Genomic DNA, 19,659 nt, shown 5'->3' with positions numbered 1-19,659 from the left:
CAAGCCTTAGGGCCCCGGAGCGTCACTCCGTCACCACGCCGACCGTCTCCAGTACTCGGTAGACGCCGACGTACAGGATCGCGGCGCTGCTGACGACGAGCGCGTCGGTCAGCCACGAAATCGGTGTGGAAGCGAGCCGCCACTCCGGTGTGCCGCGGGCGCCGGACGGCGAGACCACGACCAGCAGGAAGACGCCGCCGCCGATCTGCACCGTCGGCACGGGCGACTGGACCCGGAGGAAGAAGGCGGGCCACACGGTGCTCGGCATCGAGGCGGGCGTCAGTCTCACCGCCGGCCTCCCGGTGACCCCACATCCGTGGACCACGGCCCGGCCTTCGTCATCGCCGGTACGGGCAAGGCCGAGCCCGGTAGCATGATCGAGGCGCTGCGGCAGGCCGTCCACCGCTCGCTGAAACCCCGTTCAGCGAAGGGCACTTGACTCACGTACCGCGAAGGACACTTGATGCCGCCCATCGGATCCCAGGCTCGGCGCGAGGAGATCCTCAGACTCGCCACCACGACCGGCCTGGCCAGCGTGGAGGAGCTGTCCCGGCACCTCGGGGTGACCGCCTCCACCATCCGCCGCGACTTCGCCCGGCTCACCGCCGACGCCCGGCTCGCCCGCGCCTACGGCGCTGCGATGGCGCTCAACGCGCATCCGGCAGCGTTCCTGCGCCAGCGCACCGGGAGGGCACCGGCCTCCTCCCGAGAAGGGCCTCGGCCCCGACCCGTCCGCCGCTCCCACCGACCCTAGGGACCCGACCATGACCGCCGCACTGCCCGTCGCCTTCGCCGACGTCCAGGACGCCGCCGCACGTCTCGCCGGCATCGCACACCGCACCCCGGTCCTCACCTCCCGCACCCTCGACGCCCTGGTCGGCGCCGAGGTGTTCGTCAAGTGCGAGAACTTCCAGCGCGTCGGCGCCTTCAAGATCCGCGGGGCCTACAACGCCGCCTCCCGGCTCCCCGCCGGGCAGCTGGCCAGGGGTATCGCCGCGTACTCCTCCGGGAACCACGCCCAGGCGGTCGCGCTGGCCGCCCGGGAGCTGGGCACGACGGCGGTCGTCCTCATGCCCGAGGACGCCCCGCGCGCCAAGCGGGAGGCCACCGCCGGCTACGGCGCGGAGATCGTCACCTACGACCGCTACACCCAGGACCGCACCGCCCTCGGCGAAGCCCTCGCCGATGAACGGGGCCTCGCCCTCATCCCGCCGTACGACCATCCGCACGTCATCGCCGGCCAGGGCACCGCCGCCCTGGAACTCCTCGAGGAGACCGGCGCGCTCGACGCCCTCGTGGTCCCCGTCGGCGGCGGCGGACTCGTCGCCGGCAGCGCCACCGCCGCCAAGGCCCTCCATTCCGGTATCCGGGTGGTCGGCGTGGAGCCGGAGGCGGGCGACGACACCAAACGCTCCTTGGACCGGGGCGAACGCGTGACCATTCCCGTCCCCCGCACCATCGCCGACGGTCAGGCCCTGCCCACCCCCGGCGAGATCACCTTCACCGTCAACCGGCGCCTGGTCGACGCGATCGCCCTCGTCGGCGACGACGAGATCGTCGCGGCCATGCGCTTCGCCTTCGAACGCCTGAAGATCGTCCTCGAACCGAGCGGCGCCACCGCCCTGGCCGCGCTCATGGCCGGGCGCCTGGAACACCGCCCGCGCCGGGTCGGCGTCATCGCCTCGGGAGGGAACGTCGACGCGAGGCGGTTCGCGGAGTTGATCGGCCGCTGAACACCGGGCGGTCCGGGGAGCCGGTCGGCCGCTGAGGGGCAGCCGTCACGGAGCGCGGAACCCCCGGTAGGTCACTTCCGCGCGGGTCTCGAACCCCAGCCCTGCGTAGGGGGCGATCGCGGCGGTGCTCGCCTCCGCCACGTGCAGGAAGGGCCGTTCGCCGCGCGCCGTGACGCGCGCCGCGAGCGCACCGACCAGCCGGGCGGCGTAGCCACGCCCGCGTGCTTCCGGAGCGGTGCAGACGGCGCTGATCTCCGTCCACCCCTCAGGCCGCAGCCGTTCGCCCGCCATCGCCACCAGCGTGCCCTCGTGCCGGATGCCCGGGTAGGTGCAGTTCGCGGGTGCGCGCCCAGAACGGTCCCGGCCCAGTCCCGTCGACGAGTCCGAGTATCTCCGGCACGTCGTCCGCGCCCCGTTCGACCATGCCGGTCTCATCCTCCGTCCGGGCGAACCGTCCGGTACCGGGCCGGATCATCTGACGGCCCTCCATCTCGGACTCGAAGACCGGCTTCCGGTCCGGCGGTGGGGTCGCCGGCGAACTGAACATGTCGGCGACCTGCCCCGGCCCGAGCGGCCGGGCGAGGTCGGCCCACGCCGTGGCGTCCGTCTCCGCCCCCGCCGTCGCGCCCCGGCCACGGACAGCGCCGAGAAGGTTGCGACTTCCGGCAGGTACCCGCCGGCCCGGCCGCACCGACGGGCGGGTCTCGCGTGGCGCCCGTGGAGCGACTGCCCCACCGGGTCGTCGAGCACCGCGGCGTCGGCGTCCACCATCGGCGCGTACCTCTCCCCGGGCGTCACTCGATTGTGCGTCACCCTCCGGGTCCACGATCAGTGGATCACGCCCGGTCTTCGGAGGAGCGCTCCTCCAGGAGCCCCACGAAGGCCGACGCGACGAGGGCGACGGCGCGGTCGTCGTCCCGGGCCAGCCGGCGCAGGACCGCCGACGGGCCGTCCCCCGACAGCTCCACCAGCGCCTGGGCGAGGCGGATCCGCGTCGCGGAGTCGGCGGTGGGCGCCGCGAGTTCGTCGACCAGGGCGGCCGTGATCCGCTCCGCACACTCGGGGTCCCGGGACAGCGTCCCCAGGATTTCCGCCGCCTCGACGTCATTGGTCCCCTCGACCACCATGCCCACGAGCGTCGGCACGGCCGCGGTCGCGCCTCGCCCGCCCAGCGCCAGCGCGGCGTGTCTGCGCACCGTCGGGTCCGCGTCCCCGAGCGCGTCCGTGAGCACCTCGGCCACCCCCGGAGCATCTGGCATCGCGGCGATCGCCAGGACGGCACGCCGCCGGACGCCGGTGTCGTCCGAGTGCAGGCCCGCCACCAGGGTCGCGAGGCCGTCGCCGTCCGACCGGGCCAGCGCCCATCGCAGGGCGCCCGCGACGACGGGGTCGGGCTCGGACAGCACCGCCCCGGCCAGCAGTTCGGCAGGCACTGCGGCACCCTCCGGACGTACCAGGACGGTGCGCTGCCTGCGCGCGGCGCTGGTCGAGTCGAGTCCGCGCATGAGCTCGACGACGTGCAGGACGTCCCGCCAGCCGGCGGGCGCCGACGCTTCGATCGCGCGGAGCCGCTCCAGCAGTTCCTGCTCCCGTTCCAGGCGGTCCTGCGTCCACCGGATGAGGTCGCCGACCAGGGCGGACGGCGAGAAGGCCGGATCCTCCAGCGCGCGTCCGATCTGCTTGAGGGACAGCCCGAGGGACCGCAGGCTCTCCACGTGGAAGATCCTGCGGACGTCCTCGGCCGAGTACTCGCGGTAGCCGCCGACGGTGCGACCGGTCGGCCGCACCAGGCCCAGGGCGTCGTAGTGCCGCAGCATCCGGGGGCTCACCCCCGAGCGGCGGGCCACTTCACCGATCAGCACTCCGCGTCTCCCCGGCCTTCGCGATCTCCACGGCTTCTCCGGCTCCCGCGGCTTCTTCGGCTCCGGCTTCTGCGACGGAGGCGGCGGCGCGTTCGGGACCGAGCGCGACGACTCGCTTCGCCTCCTCGACGGCCGCGTCGAAGCCGGCCTCCGGGTTCTGCCTGAGCAGTTCGGTGGCACGGGCGTGCGCGGCCACCACCGGATCGGGGCGCGCCGCCGCCTTCTCCAGGGCGGGCCCGGTCACGTCACCGAGGTCGATGAGGGCCCGGCTCAGGCTCAGCCGCACCTCGCGGTCACCGCGGCCGAGCTGTCGGGCCAGCTCGCCGGCCAGGTCCTCCTTCTCCTCTTCGGGCACGAGGACGACGGCGACGCGCCACGCGGTCCGCGCGACCTCGTCGTCGGCGTCGCGCAGCATCCCGCGTGTGATGAACGCCCACGCGCTCCTGCTCCCGATCTTGGACAGCGTGTGCAGCGCCTGGCTGCGGGCCTGCGCGCGCCCGGAGCCGAGTTCCCGCCGGATCCGGGGCAGGGTGGCCTCCGGTGGGAGCCGGGTCAGCGCCCAGGAGAGCATGTCCCGCACGAAGAAGTCCGGCTCGACCGCGCACCGCTCGACGAGCGTCTCCAGGAAGTCAGGGTCGGGGTTCGAGCCGGCCGCCAGGGCCGCCTGAAGCCGGACCGAACTGGCCTCGGCGCTCAGGGCGCGGGCCACGCGGGCGGTGTGCGAGGTTCCGTCTGTGGTGTTGATGGGGACCACCTCCTGCGCCCAGGTCACACCTTAACAACGTGTCAAGGTCAACCGGCGTCCGCACGTCGTCTGCTCCCCGCCGCCCTCTCGACGAGGAGCTCGCAGAGGTCCACGCCCCGAGCGCAAGCCGGGCCCGCCCCGGCGACCGCCTCGGACCTGCCCCGGCTCCACACCGGCCCCACCGAACCACCGGGACGGGGCGTACGCGGGGCGGCGCCACCACCGCCGGACGAGATACCGACCACCGAACGCCACCGGCCCGACCTGTTCCTCCAGGGTGGAACCACCGGCGGGAGGAGGAGAGGGCGCCGATCGGCCATGCCTCGTCATGTGAGGCGCCGCGGTGGTGCCGGTCGAGGCTGCTGCTCCATGGCGCGCCCGCGACGGTGACGCGCGCTCTTTGGGGCCGACCGAACCATCCCGCCCGTTCCGCGTTTCTCGCGACGGCCCGGAGGCGCGCCTGCCCTAGCGGCCGCACCGCCGGGCTCAAGGACCTTGGGCGTCCTTCGGGGCGGGCGGGGAGGCCGGTCGGCGAGGGCCTGTCCAACCGGGGAATCGGCGCGGGCCACTCGGGCGGGACGGCGGCCAGGAAGCATGCGGGCCCTGACGGCGAAGACGGGTTCCTCACCCGGTTCCGGCCGGCCTGGCGGCGACACTTCGCCGGCCCCTCCCGTCAGACCTGCTCCGCCACGGCCTGTTCGCAACGCGCTCCTCCGGGCTCTTCGTGGACCTCGGTGGCCTGCTCCTCCGGCGCCGGCTTGGGGAGCCAGCGCAGGGCTGCCGCTCCGAGGGCGGTGTGCAGAAGGCTCGCCGCGAGCACGACGACGTGCAGGCCGGTGACGAACGCGGACTTCGCGTCCTGGACCACGGACGGGAGCAGTGAAGGCACCTGGAGGGTCTCGTCGAGGGTGGGGGCGAGGTCCGGGCCCTGGATGCGGAAGAGCAGCGCGGCGAGCGAGCCGAGGATCGCGATGCCAAGGGCGTTCCCGATCTCGTTGCTGGTCTCGGCGATCGCTCCGGCCGAGCCGGCACGCTCCGCGGGGACCGCGCCGACCGCGGTGTCCGCGACGACGGCGAAGGAGATGCCGTACCCCAAGCCGGCGATCACGGTCGAGGCGACGTACCAGCCGATCCCGCCGGTGACCGTGGTGGGGAGCAGCAGCAACAGGCCGCCCGCGATGGAGAAGTGGCAGACGAGGAGTGCGGCCCGCTTCCCGATGCGTTCGACGACGGCCGGTGTGACGATGCAGGAGATGGTGAGGGCCGCCGCGCCCGGGAGGGCCAGGAGCGCAGCGTGCAGGACGCTCAGGTCCAGTACCGACTGGAGGTAGATGCCGGACAGGTACGCCGCCGCCGACCATGCGGCCAGCGGCAGGAGACCGGTGATGACGGCGATGGCGAAGACGCGGTCGCGGAAGAGGGAAAAATCGATCAGCGGGTTGTCGAGGTGCCGTTGGCGCAGGCCGAAGAAGGCCAGTACGGCGAAGCCGACGATCATCGTGCCGATCGGAAGAGCCGAGATCCCGTCGGCGGCCAGGTGCTTGATGCCGTAGATCGTGAGCAGCAGGCCCCCGGCGGAGGTCACGACGCTGAGCGGATCGACGCGGCCCGTCCCGCCCGACCGGACCTCTCGGAGGAGGACCGGCGCGAACCCCAGGAACGCGACGATGACGGGGAGGTTGACGAGGAAGACCGAGCCCCACCAGAACTGGCCGAGGAGGGCGCCCCCGATGACCGGGCCGATGGCGAAACCGGCCGCGAAGGCCGCTGCGAAGATGCCGATGGCCTGGGCCCTGCGCCGGGAGTCGGGGAACAGCTCGCTCAGTACGGCCAGCGCCGAGGGCAGCAGGGTCGCCCCGGCCACGCCCATGAGCGCTCGGCAGGCGATGAGGAGTTCGGGGGTCGGTGCGAACGCCGCCCCGGCGGAGCCGAGTCCGAACACGGTCGCGCCGATCACCAGGAGCCTCAGCCGGCCGTAGCGGTCACCGATGCTGCCGAAGGCGACCAGCAGGGAACCGACGGCGAAGCCGTAGATGTCCAGAATCCACAGCGCCTGGTCGGCAGTGGGCGAGAGGGCCTGGCTGATCCGGGGCATGGCCAGGAACAGGATCGATCCGTCCATGGAGACGAGGAGGACCGGGCCGAGGACCACCGCGAGCCCCAGCCAGGCCCGCAGTCCGGGAGCGTTGTTCGCATGCTGTCGAGTCATGGTGCCGACACTCGGGTACGGCGTGGCCGACAGCCATCCCCATGGCGTGGGTACACCCGACAGGTACACCCACGGAGCGGGCGTGCACCCTAGGCTCGTAAGCATGGAGAGCCTAGGAACGTTCCTGAAGAGCCGTCGTGACCGGGTCACTCCGGCTGAGATCGGTCTGGTGACCTACGGCGCCTCCCGCCGGGTCCCCGGTCTCCGACGGGAAGAACTCGCCCAGCTCGCGGGGGTGAGCGCGGGGTACTACACGCGTCTGGAGCAGGGGCAGGCCGAGACCGCCTCCGGGCAGGTGCTCGACGCGCTCGCCCGGGTGCTCCGGCTCGACCAGGTGGAGACCGTCCATCTGCACAACCTCGCCCGGCAGTCGGTGAAGCCCGGTCTGGGCGAACCGCCCCGCGAGGAGCCCCACCCGCGGGTACTGGCCCTCCTGGAGTCACTGGGCGAGGCCACGCCCGCGGTGGTGCTCGGCAGGCGCGGCGACGTCCTCGCGTGGAACCGCACCGGGCACGCGCTGGCCGCCGAGCACATTCCCTTCGAGGCGCCACGGGATCCGGAGGGGCGTCCGTCCATCCCCAGGATGTTCTTCCTCGACCCCCACACCCGCGACATGTACCGCAACTGGCCGGATCTCGCCAAAATCCACGTCGCTTATCTGCGCCTCACCGCGGGCCGCTACCCCACGGACGCCCGGCTCGCCGGGCTGATCGGCGAACTCCTCATACACAGCCCGGACTTCGGCGCGATGTGGGCGACGGGGGACGTCTCCGACTGCACGACGGGGACCATGCATGTGCAGCACCCCACCGTCGGAGCGGTGAGCGTGGACTACCAGGTGTGGCTTCAGCCCGACAGCCCCGACCACCGCGTCGAGATCTACACCCCCAACGACGCGACCTCCGCGGACGCGTTGCGCGTGCTGAACCAGCACAGCGGCCGGGGCGACGAGCCGGAGCCGAGGACCGTACGGACCGAGCAGCGTTGAAGCTGCGTGCTCCTGTCGGAACCCGTTTCCGTCCCCCACCGCACGACATCGGACGTCACGCGATGGAGAACGAGGTCGCGCCCGTCAGCTGCCCTCTCGGTGAGCTTCGCGTCGAGGTCGTCGGGGAGTCGAGTGTCATCGCCATGCAGCCATGAAACCGGGCTGACTAGCAGCTGACGGCGCCCCCCGATGCCATGTCTCCATGTACGCGCAGGTCAAAATGGTTGCGGGGGGGACACCGTCCGTTCGCACTTACGTACGGAGAGAGACAGGCCGAGCGCCCCTCCCCGGCCACAGAACCACGGGACAGACACTTCTACCAGCTGACTCGGGGACCGCACGCGCTCCACATGATGGCGCCGGACGGTTTCCGATTCGGCGCCGAAGGGGGGCATCCGAACCCCGCAGCCGACGCTCCGTCCACCTGCTGCTCGGGGAATGTTCGCGGGAAGACCGCCCCCGACCGAATAGGACCTGCCCGGCCGGGAACCCGGCCGGTCCCGGAGCAGCGTCACGACGGCCGACGCTGCGGGCGGCGCGCCTCCGGCCGGCGTCCGCGACCGCCCCCCACCCTTGTCGGGCGGCGGCCCGGAGGCGCCTGCACAGCTAGCAGAGAGTTTCACCAATCATGACAAGTGTCACGGTCCGCGCTCCGCGTCCCGAGAGTTCCGGCAGCGACTTCGCCCGGCTGTCGAGGAAGATCGCGGATGCCGGACTGCTGGGGCGCCGCCCCGGCTACTACACGCTCCGGATCACCGCGGTGGCCGGGCTCTACGCCACCGGATGGATCGCCTTCGCACTCGTCGGCGACTCATGGTGGACGTTGGCGGTCGCAGCCTTCCTGGCTGTCGTCTTCGGGCAGGTGGCCTTGGTCGCCCATGACGTGGCCCACCGCCAAGTGTTCCGCCGGCGCAGGGCCAGCGAGGTGTCCGGACGGATCGCCGGAGCGAGCATCGGGATGGGGTACGGCTGGTGGCAGGACAAGCACACCCGTCACCACGCCAACCCCAACAACGAGGACCTCGACCCCGACGTCACCCCCGACCTGCTGGTCTGGTCCCAGGATCAGGCCCGCGCCGCCACCGGGCTCCCCCGCCTCATCGGCCGCTGGCAGGCGTTCCTGTTCTTTCCCCTCCTCACGCTGGAGGGTTTCAACCTGCACGTGTCAAGCGGGAGGGCGGTCGCCAACCGCGCACTCAAGCACCGGGTCCTCGACGGCGTTCTGTTGTCCATGCACTGCGTGGTGTACCTGACCGCCCTGTTCTGGGTCCTGCCGCCCGGCATGGCAATCGCCTTCCTCGCCGTCCACCAGGGCTTGTTCGGCCTCTACCTCGGTTCTCTCTTCGCCCCCAACCACAAGGGCATGCCGATCCTGAGAGGCGACGACCGCCCGGACTTCCTCCGCCGCCAAGTGCTCACCTCACGCAACGTGAACGGCGGATGGTTCACCGACATCGCCCTGGGCGGCCTGAATCACCAGATCGAACACCACCTCTTCCCCAGCATGCCCAGCCCCAACCTGCGCAAGGCACGCATCCTCGTCCGGCGCTACTGCGAGGAACTGGGCGTGGATTACCTGGAGACCGGGCTGATCGCCTCCTACCGGCAGGCGCTCACCAGCCTCCATCAGGCCGGAGCACCCCTCCGGCACAAGCGCGTCCCCGCCTAGGAACTCGCAGGGCGTCCGCGGCTCACGCGGCCGCGGGTGCCCCGGTCCGCCGAAGCCCCCTTCTGATCAGGTCAGGGGCATCAACGGAGCGCCTGCCTCGGACTTCATGGCTCGTGCTCGTCATCGAGCGCTCAGCTCACCGCACCCTCTCCACGGCGGCCTGCCCGGCGTGCGACGATCTCGGGGCGGGGCGGACGAAAGGGAGCAGATCACCGGAGCCGGTGATTTCGGTGAGACGCACCAGGGACCGCGGGGGCTGGTGCAGGCACATGGGTGCTCCCGAGCGCTCGGTGAGCCGCGCCATCTCCAGGAAGAGGTTGAGCCCGCTGACATCACAGAAGGTGACTGCGGAGAGGTCGATGTCGACGGTGCGGGCGCGCTCGTCGAGACACTGGAGCAGGGCGCTGCGCGCCAGCGGGACGGTGGTCAGGTCGATCTCTCCCGAGAGGGCGACCAGAGCGTGCGGACCGCGCTCCCGGCGGAGGACGTCAAGCGGTGGAGGGGACATGTCTCCTCGTTCTTGAGGATCCGTTCAAAGACACCGAGCGACGGACAGAACCGGCCGTGGGTGAGGGACGTACGCAGTCGTCACCACCGCGAGCGCGATCACGGGCACGAGGACGTCAAGGGTTCCGACACCCTCGTCGACCGGTCCGCCGGCACAGCACCGACCGTCCGGCCCGGTGCGCGAACAGCCGGAGCCGTGGGTTCGGGGTTGCCTCCGCACACCCAGGCCGCCTGTGCGGTCCGGTCGCCCTCGGTCACCGGCCACGGGGCTGGGTTCTTCGTGATCCGGGTGATCCGTCCCCACTGCGCAAGCACGGCCGCCGGTGCGGGCAGTTCGGCGAGGAGGTCGGGCGAGCGCGGCCGCCAGGCGCCGTCCAGCAGTGCCGGCACGGAGCCGGCCGGTGCGGGGTCAAGGCGCGGACGAGATGGGGCCGCTTGCTCTTCGGACGTCGTCGGGCGGGAGATGGTCACAGTCATGACGCGGACCCTGCCCCGGACCGGTCGTAACCGGCCCGGCGTATTCGATCGCCGAAAACGACACGGGTACGGTGCCGGTGCCCCTAGGATTCTCGGTACTCCATACCGTACTCCCCGAACCACCCGAACGGGCGGCGCGGCCGCGGACCGCCCGCCGCCGATGCCCATGAAGCCAGCTCCGTGCTGTGGGACGCGTCCCCGCTTCGCGTCCGCGGCCACCCGGTCCCGGCACCGACGGGGACACGGACGTCAGCACTCGCCCCGGCCCTTGGGGTACTCCCCCGCCCGGTGTTCCCCGGACCCACCGGGTTCGAGTCGATGCGTCGAGGTCCGAGGCGGGTGATGTGTGCGACTAGAGTGATCGGCGCTCTGGTCCGATCGCATCCAGCCGCGCAGTGAGGTCGCCATGGAGTCCCAGGAAGCACCCTCGGCCGGGTATGCCGAGGTTCACGTCGTCGCCGCGTCGCCCGAGGACGCACGACGGGTGGCGGAAGTTCTCCGTCGTTGCTTCGCAGCCACCGAACAGCGCAGTTATCCGGCGAACGGCGAGGGCGGCACCCGTCTCGAACTCACCGTGGACACCACCCGCGCGGCAGAGCCCGCCCGTTCGTGGCTGGAGTCCAGCCGGGCGACCGAACACACCGGTCAGGAGCCCGGGCGCCACTGATCGTCCGCCCACCCGGTGTCGGGACGGCGTTAGGCCTCGACTGGGCTCAGGTCCGATCGTGTGCCCCGGGCGAGGCGAGCGTCTGGTGCGCCGTCCTCACCTGCGTCGTTTCCATGTGCGTGTCACGCGGGGGGGTCTCCTCGTAGAACAATCGGCCGACCAGTGCGCCACCGAAGATCACGACTCCCACGCCGAGCAGCCAGGACTCGACGACCAACACGGTTCCGACGGGTCCGTAGGCGACGGCGTTGGATGCGATCAGTGGCGAGAAGACGAGGGCGGAGAAGATCCTCAGACCGAGCAGCCCGACCACGGTGGCCACGGCGCCCGGCAGCAGCGCGCGCCAGCGGATCCGCCCCCCGAGCAGCAGGTGTTGGGACCACCAGAGGAACAGGACGGCGCTCAGCGATGCGACAGCCCCGCCTGCCAGACCACGTGCCGCCACCTGGCCCACCAGCGGGCCGGCGGCAGGTCCCAGACCTTTTCGTAGCCGGTCTGCACCGCGGCCCCGAAAGCCAGGCCGAACAGGGCGAGGGCGGCGATACCGAACACGGTCGTGCTCCGCAGCGCCTGGCCGGGCCGAGCGAACAACCTATCGACCTGCTCCCTGGCGGCCGTCGAGACGCCGAGCCCTTCCCCCAACCACTGCGCGAACCCCCGACTGTGCTCGGGATCGGCAGAGGAGACGATGATCAACAAAGGCACCAGCGTGAGCAATCCCAGCGCCGAAAAGCTCAGCGAACGCGACCCCAGCTCCATGTGCACGCCCCGTCGCCGTCCGCGCCCGACCGGCGAACGAATGACGGCGCGGCGCAGCCGCCCGAACCGGTACGAACGGTCCGCGACCTCGGGGGACTCTTCAGGCATGTCTGTCGATTACCACGGGCCAGGCCGTCAACAGGTGAGGGCGCGACACGAGATTCCCCAACAGACTTTCCCGGATGGACGAGCCCACCGGCCCGGGACTCAAGTGACCCATGCGCCAGTCGGTCCAAGACGTGCGGCCGGGAAAGCGGGTCGCCCTGTCCGCACGAGCACGCCTGCGCCCAGGCGTCAGATGTACGCCAACGCCCGATGTGCAGTGCTTCGTCGCCTTTACCGCATGTGACCAACGGAAGTCATCTCTCCGCTTCTCCGGCGTGGCTGGTTATGATCGGTACCTCACGTCGCGTCAAAGCCGAACCGGACTTCCCCCAGCCCTGAACCCAGGACTGCGTCTGGTCTCGGCGGTCGGGCCGTCCCCCCTGGTTCCCCGCTCTCCGAGGACTGATGTCTCCCATAGAACCCGAAGGCACACGAGGGCAGCCGGCGACTCGTCGGCGGCGGACTCTGCGCCTGCGTACGCTGCTCATGTGGCTGGCGATCGTCCCTATTGTGGCGATGAGTGTCCAAGTGGCCATGACCGCACAGCCGCTGATACACCAGTCAAAGCAACTACGCGCTGACGTGGCAGTCGGTGAGCGGACCGATGTACCCCTGACCAGGCTGATGGTCGAACTGCAGGCTGAGCGGACGATGACCGCCACACGGTGGGCGAGCGACTCCGTTTCCGAGAAGGAGCTGCGCGAGCAGCGCGCGGCCACGGACCGGGCCGCGGACGAGTTTCGCCGGGCGATGGACGGAGCTCTGGCGGCGACCGGGCGCGAGGACGATCATTACGTCGCGGAGCTGAAGCACGGCCTCGCGGATCTGGCCGCGTTCCGCGAGCGCGCGGACGCCCGCAGCGGGGACGCGGATCGGACGATCGGCTACTACTCCGACCTCGTCGACCGCATCATCCGGGTGTACCAGAACGAGTTCAGCCATGCGGAAGACGCCGAGCTCATCCAGGAAAGCGGCCTGGTCGTCACGGTGTTCACGGTGTCGGAGATGGTGGCACGCGAGACCACCATCCTCGCCATGGCCGGGCCGTCCAGGCGTCTGAGCCCTTCCGGGTTCGCCGAATTCGTCAACTCCGTCGGATCCCAGCGGTACCAGTACGACGAGTGGGTCGCGCCGTACCTGACGGCCGAGGACAAGGCGGCCTACGACCAGGTCTTCGCCTCGGACGGCTGGAAGACGAAGGTCCGTATCGAGGACGCGGTCATCTCCGACCACCAGAACACCGCGTCCGGCATCGAGCTACCCAAGGAAGCTGACGCCTGGCAGGCCGCGTACGACACGTTCGCGTCGCGCCTTGCCGCGCTCGACGCGAAACAGGGGCGAGCACTGCTCGTGCACGCCGACGCCAAGGCCACGCAGTTGGAGAACGAGGTCATCTGGCTGATCGTCGGAAACGGCGCAGCCGTCTTCGCCGTCGCGGCCGTCATCGTGCTCACCACGCGCTCCGTGCTCCGCCGCCTGCGCGGTCTGCACCGACGTACGGTGGCCATTGCCGAGGACACGCTGCCGGATGTCGTTGCCCGGCTCCAGCGCGGGCAGCCCGTCGACGACGATGCGCTGCCCGCGGTGAGCGGAGACCGGGACGAGGTCGGACGTATCAGCGACGCGTTCGCCCGGGTCGTCTCCGTATCCGTCGACGGGCATGCGCGGCTCGCGGCCGAGCGTCAGGGTTTCGGTATGTTCGCCGCGGGCATCGCCTCGCGCACCGGAAACCTGGTCAGCCGCCAGTTGGCCCTCACCGACGAACTGCAGGACGCCTTCGGGCACGACGAGGAGCTTCTCGCCCGGTTGATGCGATCCGACCAGTTGACGGTGGGAATGCGGCGGCAGATCGAGAACCTGCTCATCCTGGCAGGTGGGGAGATCCCCGATCCGCACACCGAGCCCATGCGCGTCGCCGACCTGCTGCGCGAAGCCGCCGCGGAAGTCGAGGACTTCCGGCGGATCGAGCGCCAGGCCCTGGACGAGATCAGCGTGGCACCGCGGGTTGTCAGCGAGATCAGCCACCTCCTGGCAGAACTCCTGGACAACGCCACCCGGTTCTCCCCGCCGCAGTCGAAGGTGGTCATCCGTGCCGAACTGGTGACAGACGGGCTGTTGGTCGACATCGAGGACCGCGGGCCTCGGGTGACCGCCGCAGCCTACGAGGAGATGAACGGGCGTCTGCACTCGGCCCCGCCGTATTCCGTCCTGGCGGAGAACGCGCACCGGCTCGGACTCTTCGTGGTCGGCCACATCGCCGAACAGCTCGGGGCCACGGTGACGCTGCGCCGCTCGGTGTACGGGGGGACCTCGGCCGTGGTAATCCTTCCCGAGGAACTCCTCGTGCCGACCGAACCGGTCCGGGCGGGGAAGGAAGCGTCGCGCGCGGCGGCGATGCCCGCCCCGGTACCGGGCCCGTTCGACGAACGCAAGCCCGAGCTGGTCCTGCACGCGAGGACCGGGTCGGCCGGCCGTAGGAAGCCGGAGCGCTCGCCCGGGCGGCCGGTGGAGAGGAAGCCGTCGGTTCCTTCCCTGAGACGGAACGGTGACGCGAAGCCGGCCCTCCCCGAGCGGATCCCACAGGCTCACATCGCCGAGCAGCTCCGCGCGCCGCACGCACCGGAAACCGGCGTCCATCAGGATGCGGCAACACCCGAAGAAGTGGCCGACGCCTGGGCGGACTACGAACACGGGACTCAGACAGTGGAAGAAGAACTCCGACGGGATCAGCCATGACGACAACGAACGACATGATCTACAGCGTCCTGGACAACAACCTGAGCAGGATCGCCGGCATCCAGGGAGCCGTGCTCCTGTCCAACGACGGGATCAAGCTCAGCTCGTACGAGCTGGAACGGGACCAGGCGGAGCGCATAGCCGCCGCGTCCTCCGGCATCGCTTCCACCATGAAGGCGATATCCAGGGAGGTCGACGGCGGCCGGGTGATCCGCCAGCTGGTCGAGATGGACGACTGTTATCTCTGCATCGTCGGATGCGGCGAGGGCAGCACGCTCATCGTGGTGACGTCCCGCAAGGCGCGGCTGGGGGAGCTGGGCGGTGAAGCCGTGCGCACCGCCCAGGCGCTCGGTGAGTGGCTGAGCACGCCTGATCGCGGCCAGGCACAGCCGTCGTAATGGCGGACGAGCCCAGGCCGCGAGAGGGAGGCCACCGCCGGACGCGGCTGTACGCGCTGACCGATGGACGTACGGCGGCTGCACACACCGCCCTGACCATGGACACCACGATCACGGCCGTGGCCGTCGCGGACGGCCACGGCGGCCTGCCCAGCGAGTGGCAGGCCATCCTCGCGATGTGCTCGCCACCGGGCGGCCTGGCGGTCGCCGAGATCGCGGCGCGCATGCACATCCGCCTCACTCCCATGACGCTTCTTCTCGGCGAACTCGCTGATCGGGGGCTGATCGAGCACCGGCCACCCCTGGAAGGGGCCGAGACCACCAATGTCCACCTGCTCATGAGAATCAGGGACAACCTTGCCGGGATATGACACCCCAGCCCAGGAAGCGCACCCCGTCAAAATCCTCATCGCTGGGGGATTCGGCGTCGGCAAGACGACCCTGGTCGAGACGGTCTCCGAGATCGAGCCGTTGCGTACCGAGGAGCGGCTGACGAGCGCGGGCGTCGGCGTCGATGACCTCGACGGCATCGAGTCCAAGGCGGTTACCACCGTCGCGATGGACTTCGGCCGCATCACCCTCACCGATGCACAGGTCGTGCTCTACCTGTTCGGCACCCCTGGCCAGGAGCGCTTCTGGTTCATGTGGGACGACCTGCTGAACGGGGCACTCGGGGCGATTGTCCTCGTCGACACACGACGCCTCGACCGCAGTTTTCCGGCCGTCGACTTCTTCGAGAACCGAGGGGTTCCGTTCGTGGTCGCCGCGAACTGTTTCCACGGCGAACAGCCCTACACCATCGAGGAGATCAGGGCGGCGCTGCATCTGCGTGACCCGAACACACCCATTCACCTGGTCGATGCCCGTTCCCGTGACGACGCGCGCGGTGCGCTGCTCTCGCTTCTGGACATGCTCATCGCCAAAGCCGGGGGCGCGGCCACCGACTGACCTCGGCCGACGTGGTGGCGTATAGGTTCACGACCGCGACCGTGACCCCGGTCCAGGCCGCCGCCGCGTCGGCCGTCGAGGAATGCCGGCCGGTACAGCCGTCGTCGGGGAACGCCTCCCGCGGCACGGCCCGGACTGAGCTGAGCCGGTTCTCGTAGCGGCCCTGAAACCGGCCGTGATTGGCCCGGCAGATGGGAAGCACGGCTCTGATGCCTGCACCCCGGAAGTACGCGCCGAGTCGACGGCCGTCCCGGCGACTTCACCGGTGACCGACCCAACCGGCACGAGCGTGAAGGAAACGAAAGGTCATTCGCGCAGGTCGCCGGCCATCACACGCCCATCACGCTGTTCCGGTCAGCCGACGGCATCGTGCTGGGGGCCGGTGCTGTCGCGATTCCGCCGTCGGACATCCGCCGGACGCAGGAAATCTGACCCGCGACCTCATCTCGTATCTGATCCCGGAAGGACCGGCCGAGGTGGCGTCGGCGGAGTGACCGCAAAGATGAGAGTCACTCAACCGGGCACCAGTCGACCCGTCGGCACATGGTCCACGACAGCAGGACGGCAGCACCTGGCCCCAACCAGCAGCACAGATGGCCGGGCACCTTTCGCCGGTCAGCCTCGCAGCAATGCCAGTCGATCGATGAGCGTCGACTGCAGCCCGGAAGGCCAAGGAAACAAGGGCGTCGCCACCTGCAGCTGAGCGAGTCCGTGCAGGCCGGCCCACAACGCGGTTGCGTCGGCGTGCGGATCAGTCCCGGTGGAGCAACCTGCCTCGATGCAGTCAGCCATGGCCCGGCTGATGATTCGGAAGGCGCCGAGGCCGAGTTCCGCGAGATCGGCGGCCATCGAAGGTGTGCGCTGCAGCGACTTGCTCGCATCCCAGACCCCGCCGAACATGATCTGGTAGCGGGTAGGCGAGTGCTTGGCGAATGTCAGATAGGCCACGGCAACCGCTCGCAGCCTGTCAGCGGGGTCGGCATGGTCACCCACATCGTTCAGTGCATGTTCCAGCTCGGCGAAGGCGACTTCGGCGACCGCGAACAGGATCGCGTCCCGGTCGGCGAAGTGCTGATAGATGGCCGGCGCCGAGATCCCGACCTCCCGTGCCACGGCGCGCAGCGTGACGCTGTGCTCCCCGCCTTGGACGAGCAGCCTGGTCGCGCCGCTGACGATCTCGTCGCGTAGCTGCGCGCCTTCACCTCGCTTGTTGCGGACACGTCCCTTCGAAGTCGTCATGCAATCACTTTACACCGGTTAACTGACCGTGTAAGTTAACACCCGTAAAGTAATGGGCCACGCCACCACCGAACAACTTGGAAGCAGTCATGAGGAAGAATCCGATCATCGCCGCACTGACAGTCTCGATCGCTACCGCAGGTGTCGCGACCTTCGCGGCAGTCGCCCCGGCGAACGCTCAGGCACCGGCATCGTCGACGACGGCTTCGGTGAGCACCGTCAGCTCTGCCGGGCCCGTGCACTGGGGCTCGCAGCACAACTCCAGGGCCATCGTCTCCCAGTGGGAAACCGCCTGGAACGAAAAGCAGCCCGCCGAGATGGCCGCCCTGTTCACCCGCGACGGCGTCTACATCGACCACGCCTTCGGCGCCGCATGGCACGGCCGGACCGAGATCGGCAACTGGGTCACCAAAACGCACGCCAGCATCAAGAACACCAAGGTCAAGGTCCACTCCTCGTTCCGCAGCGGCAACCGGATTGCGATCGAATGGACCTTCTCCGGCGTGATGCCCGGCGCAACGAAGCCGTTCGCCGTCCCCGCCACCACCATCATGAAACTCCGCGGCGAACGCATTGCCTCCAACAGCGACTACTACAACCTCGCCGATCTCCTCAAGCAGTCCGGCCTCCCGGCCGACTGGCCCGCCGCCAGTTGACCGCCTGAGGTCCACCCGTCAGAAGCCGTATCGCAACCGGTCATGGAACGTGCGGGTCGAACGGGTTTCTCGCCGGGGTGCTCTTCCCGTTGTGCGCGCATGAAGACAGGGCCTCTCGGTAGCTCGGGGATGTGAATCCAACCGAGCATTGCCGGGAGGCCCTGAGGTCGTTGCTGTACTCGCCCGAGCCCGTCCAGTTCAACTCGGCTGCGCCATCGCGTGATTGCCTCGCGCACGTGTACGGCAATACGGCCGACCATCCCGACCGGGAACGCCGGTATCCGTCGGACATGACGGACGCGGAGTGGGCGGCCATCAGGCCGTTGCTGCCGGTGCCGGCCTGGCTCCCGGGCAGAGGCGGGCAGCCGCCGTGACGCACTGGAAAAACTCGTGCCAGCTGGTCAGGCCCAGGACCTTCATGTGTGCCCGGGCGCGCCGGAAGGCGACGGCTACGCGAAGCAGTTGGTCCGGGCTGGGTCCAGGAGACGTTCCGAGGGCTCGGCCGGGGAGTCCTGCGACCGCCGCGCCACGGTTGAAGCCTTCGAGCTGGCGGCGGAGGGAAACAGGTCGAGCAACCCACCGGACAACAAAAGCGCAGGTCAGGCCCCCTTGCCAGCAGGCTCGAGAATCGCCACGCACTCCACGTGATGCGTCATCGGAAACAGATCGAACACCCGCAGCATCCGCACCCGGTACCCCCCGTCCCGGAAGTACCCCAGATCCCGCGCCAGCGCCGCCGGATCGCATGCCACGTACGCGATCCTCCGTGCCCCCAGCGACGACAGGTGCTGCACCGTCTTGCGCCCCGCCCCCGCGCGCGGCGGGTCCAGGACGATGAGGTCGACCTCGTCGATGCCCGTGCGCGGCAGGACGGACTCCACCTTGCCCTGCTCGATCCGCACCCGGTCGAAGTCGGCGAGGTTGTGCCGGGCGTCCTCGACCGCGCGCTTGCCGGACTCGATGCCGAGGACGGCGCCCTTGTCCCCGACCCGGTCGGCCAGGGCGCCGGCGAAGAGGCCGACCCCGCAGTACAGGTCGAGGGCCATGTCGCCCTTGCGCGGGAGCAGGCCCTGCATGACCGCCTTGACCAGGGTGTCGGCGGCCTTCGGGTGGACCTGCCAGAAGCCGCCGCCGCCCACCCGGTAGGTGCGGTCGTCGGCGCGCTCGCGGACGAACGGGCGGCCGTGGACGCGGTGGACGCCGCCGTCCTTCTCCCCGACCCGCATCACCGAGACCGGGCGGTCCAGCTCGACGATGGGGAGCCTCGCGCCCGGCCGCGGGGTCAGGATGACCTGCCGGTCCTGGGAGCCGGTCGCCGCGATCGCCTCGATGGTTTCCATGCCCGTCCAGTCCCGCTGCTCGATGCCAAGCTCGCTGACGCCCTCCGCGGCGATCATGCAGTGGTCGATCGGCTGGACCTCGTGCGAGCGGTGCTTGCGCAGGCCCGCGCGGCCCTCGGTGTCAACGGCGTACTGGACCCGGGTGCGCCACGACGGGACCTGGCCGGCGGGCACCTTGTCACCCTCGGCCGGCATCACCGTGCCGTCCCAGCCGGCCTCCTCGGGAGTGAGGCCGGCGAGGCGCTTCAGCTGCTCGGCGACGACCTCGCCCTTCAGCCGGCGCTGGGCACCCGGCTTGGCGTGCTGCCAGTCGCAGCCGCCGCAGCGGCCGGGACCGGCGAAGGGGCAGGGGGCCTCGATGCGGTCCTTGGAGGCGTCCAGGATTTCGACGGCGTCGGCACGCAGGAAGCGGGCTCCCTCCGCGCCCTCCGTGACGCGGGCCACGACCCGCTCGCCGGGCAGCGCGTGCCGGACGAACAGCACCTGGCCCTCGGACGTGCGGGCGATGCAGTGGCCGCCGTGGGCGACGGGGCCGATCTCGACCTCGTACTCCTCACCCACCAGCGAGACCGCCGGGGACTCCGCCTGCGATTTCTTCTGTTCTGCGTGCATGGCGGGGTG

The 19,659-nt window shown here is 70.4% G+C and carries 20 protein-coding genes and 2 pseudogenes; 12 read left to right on the top strand and 10 right to left on the bottom strand.

Features of this window, described 5'->3' with window-relative positions:
* Window positions 1-22: 22 nt before the first annotated feature.
* Entirely contained in the window at window positions 23-289 is a 267-nt protein-coding gene (locus IE142_RS24845) for a hypothetical protein (protein ID WP_191887869.1), read from the bottom strand.
* A gap of 27 nt (window positions 290-316) precedes the next feature.
* On the opposite strand from IE142_RS24845, the gene IE142_RS37680 reads away from it, so the two are divergent.
* The 3 genes from IE142_RS37680 to IE142_RS24830 are packed head-to-tail and all read left to right on the top strand — an operon-like array spanning window position 317 to window position 1,733.
* Window positions 317-439, top strand: a complete 123-nt coding sequence (locus IE142_RS37680; protein ID WP_368857241.1) for a hypothetical protein — start codon at window positions 317-319, stop codon at window positions 437-439.
* Between the two features lie 24 nt (window positions 440-463).
* Complete coding sequence (locus IE142_RS24835) at window positions 464-754, top strand: DeoR family transcriptional regulator (RefSeq protein WP_229830854.1); 291 nt, start codon at window positions 464-466, stop codon at window positions 752-754.
* A gap of 10 nt (window positions 755-764) precedes the next feature.
* Entirely contained in the window at window positions 765-1,733 is a 969-nt protein-coding gene (locus tag IE142_RS24830; protein ID WP_191887810.1) for a threo-3-hydroxy-L-aspartate ammonia-lyase, read from the top strand.
* A gap of 45 nt (window positions 1,734-1,778) precedes the next feature.
* Here IE142_RS24830 and IE142_RS37395 read toward each other — a convergent pair whose 3' ends face one another.
* From IE142_RS37395 to IE142_RS24810, 4 genes are all read right to left on the bottom strand, one after another.
* Window positions 1,779-2,168, bottom strand: a complete 390-nt coding sequence (locus tag IE142_RS37395) for a GNAT family N-acetyltransferase (protein ID WP_268252973.1) — start codon at window positions 2,166-2,168, stop codon at window positions 1,779-1,781.
* Between the two features lie 401 nt (window positions 2,169-2,569).
* Window positions 2,570-3,595: a MerR family transcriptional regulator gene (locus IE142_RS24820; RefSeq protein WP_191887809.1), complete on the bottom strand. Its 1,026-nt coding sequence runs from the start codon at window positions 3,593-3,595 to the stop codon at window positions 2,570-2,572.
* A complete protein-coding gene (locus IE142_RS24815; RefSeq protein WP_229830852.1) occupies window positions 3,582-4,367 on the bottom strand; it encodes a HEAT repeat domain-containing protein in 786 nt (261 codons plus the stop codon). Before IE142_RS24815 ends, IE142_RS24820 begins: the two co-directional genes overlap by 14 nt.
* Window positions 4,368-5,013: 646 nt before the next feature.
* Window positions 5,014-6,549, bottom strand: a complete 1,536-nt coding sequence (locus IE142_RS24810; protein WP_191887808.1) for an MFS transporter — start codon at window positions 6,547-6,549, stop codon at window positions 5,014-5,016.
* A gap of 103 nt (window positions 6,550-6,652) precedes the next feature.
* On the opposite strand from IE142_RS24810, the gene IE142_RS24805 reads away from it, so the two are divergent.
* Together IE142_RS24805 and IE142_RS24800 are read left to right on the top strand one after the other, a co-directional pair.
* Window positions 6,653-7,537, top strand: coding sequence for a helix-turn-helix transcriptional regulator (locus tag IE142_RS24805; protein ID WP_191887807.1), 885 nt, complete (start codon window positions 6,653-6,655; stop codon window positions 7,535-7,537).
* Window positions 7,538-8,165: 628 nt separating this feature from the next.
* Complete coding sequence (locus IE142_RS24800) at window positions 8,166-9,206, top strand: fatty acid desaturase family protein (protein ID WP_191887806.1); 1,041 nt, start codon at window positions 8,166-8,168, stop codon at window positions 9,204-9,206.
* A gap of 136 nt (window positions 9,207-9,342) precedes the next feature.
* Here IE142_RS24800 and IE142_RS24795 read toward each other — a convergent pair whose 3' ends face one another.
* Entirely contained in the window at window positions 9,343-9,714 is a 372-nt protein-coding gene (locus IE142_RS24795) for an STAS domain-containing protein (RefSeq protein WP_191887805.1), read from the bottom strand.
* A 98-nt stretch (window positions 9,715-9,812) separates the two neighbouring features.
* Window positions 9,813-10,190: a DUF5994 family protein gene (locus tag IE142_RS36945; protein ID WP_229830850.1), complete on the bottom strand. Its 378-nt coding sequence runs from the start codon at window positions 10,188-10,190 to the stop codon at window positions 9,813-9,815.
* A gap of 406 nt (window positions 10,191-10,596) precedes the next feature.
* Between IE142_RS36945 and IE142_RS24790 the strand changes: the two genes are divergently transcribed.
* Window positions 10,597-10,857, top strand: coding sequence for a hypothetical protein (locus IE142_RS24790; RefSeq protein WP_191887804.1), 261 nt, complete (start codon window positions 10,597-10,599; stop codon window positions 10,855-10,857).
* Between the two features lie 46 nt (window positions 10,858-10,903).
* Here the strand turns inward: IE142_RS24790 and IE142_RS24785 are convergent.
* A pseudogene (locus tag IE142_RS24785) lies at window positions 10,904-11,724 on the bottom strand (ribonuclease BN).
* Window positions 11,725-12,126: 402 nt separating this feature from the next.
* On the opposite strand from IE142_RS24785, the gene IE142_RS24780 reads away from it, so the two are divergent.
* From IE142_RS24780 to IE142_RS24765, 4 genes are read left to right on the top strand one after another with little or no spacing between them, the layout of a single operon-like run.
* Window positions 12,127-14,457, top strand: coding sequence for a nitrate- and nitrite sensing domain-containing protein (locus IE142_RS24780; RefSeq protein WP_191887803.1), 2,331 nt, complete (start codon window positions 12,127-12,129; stop codon window positions 14,455-14,457).
* Complete coding sequence (locus IE142_RS24775; RefSeq protein WP_030826382.1) at window positions 14,454-14,855, top strand: roadblock/LC7 domain-containing protein; 402 nt, start codon at window positions 14,454-14,456, stop codon at window positions 14,853-14,855. Before IE142_RS24780 ends, IE142_RS24775 begins: the two co-directional genes overlap by 4 nt.
* Window positions 14,855-15,226, top strand: a complete 372-nt coding sequence (locus tag IE142_RS24770) for a DUF742 domain-containing protein (protein ID WP_043378839.1) — start codon at window positions 14,855-14,857, stop codon at window positions 15,224-15,226. Before IE142_RS24775 ends, IE142_RS24770 begins: the two co-directional genes overlap by 1 nt.
* On the top strand, window positions 15,213-15,803 hold the full coding sequence (locus IE142_RS24765) for a GTP-binding protein (protein WP_052412242.1): 591 nt from the start codon (window positions 15,213-15,215) through the stop codon (window positions 15,801-15,803). Before IE142_RS24770 ends, IE142_RS24765 begins: the two co-directional genes overlap by 14 nt.
* A gap of 615 nt (window positions 15,804-16,418) precedes the next feature.
* On the opposite strand, the gene IE142_RS24760 is transcribed toward IE142_RS24765, so the two are convergent.
* Window positions 16,419-17,042 (bottom strand): TetR/AcrR family transcriptional regulator, encoded by a 624-nt coding sequence (locus IE142_RS24760; RefSeq protein WP_191887802.1) that lies wholly within the window; start codon window positions 17,040-17,042, stop codon window positions 16,419-16,421.
* 89 nt (window positions 17,043-17,131) lie between these two features.
* On the opposite strand from IE142_RS24760, the gene IE142_RS24755 reads away from it, so the two are divergent.
* Both IE142_RS24755 and IE142_RS38805 read left to right on the top strand, forming a co-directional pair.
* Window positions 17,132-17,698 (top strand): nuclear transport factor 2 family protein, encoded by a 567-nt coding sequence (locus IE142_RS24755; RefSeq protein WP_191887801.1) that lies wholly within the window; start codon window positions 17,132-17,134, stop codon window positions 17,696-17,698.
* A gap of 290 nt (window positions 17,699-17,988) precedes the next feature.
* A pseudogene (locus tag IE142_RS38805) lies at window positions 17,989-18,066 on the top strand (transposase); the annotation flags it as partial.
* Between the two features lie 231 nt (window positions 18,067-18,297).
* Here the strand turns inward: IE142_RS38805 and IE142_RS24745 are convergent.
* Window positions 18,298-19,650, bottom strand: a complete 1,353-nt coding sequence (locus IE142_RS24745) for a class I SAM-dependent RNA methyltransferase (protein ID WP_191887800.1) — start codon at window positions 19,648-19,650, stop codon at window positions 18,298-18,300.
* Window positions 19,651-19,659 lie beyond the last annotated feature (9 nt).

It is taken from the genome of Streptomyces mutabilis (genome assembly GCF_014649815.1).
GTDB lineage: Bacteria > Actinomycetota > Actinomycetes > Streptomycetales > Streptomycetaceae > Streptomyces > Streptomyces mutabilis.
Note: the sequence above shows the minus strand (reverse complement) of the source record. Positions and strands in the feature narration are given on the sequence as shown.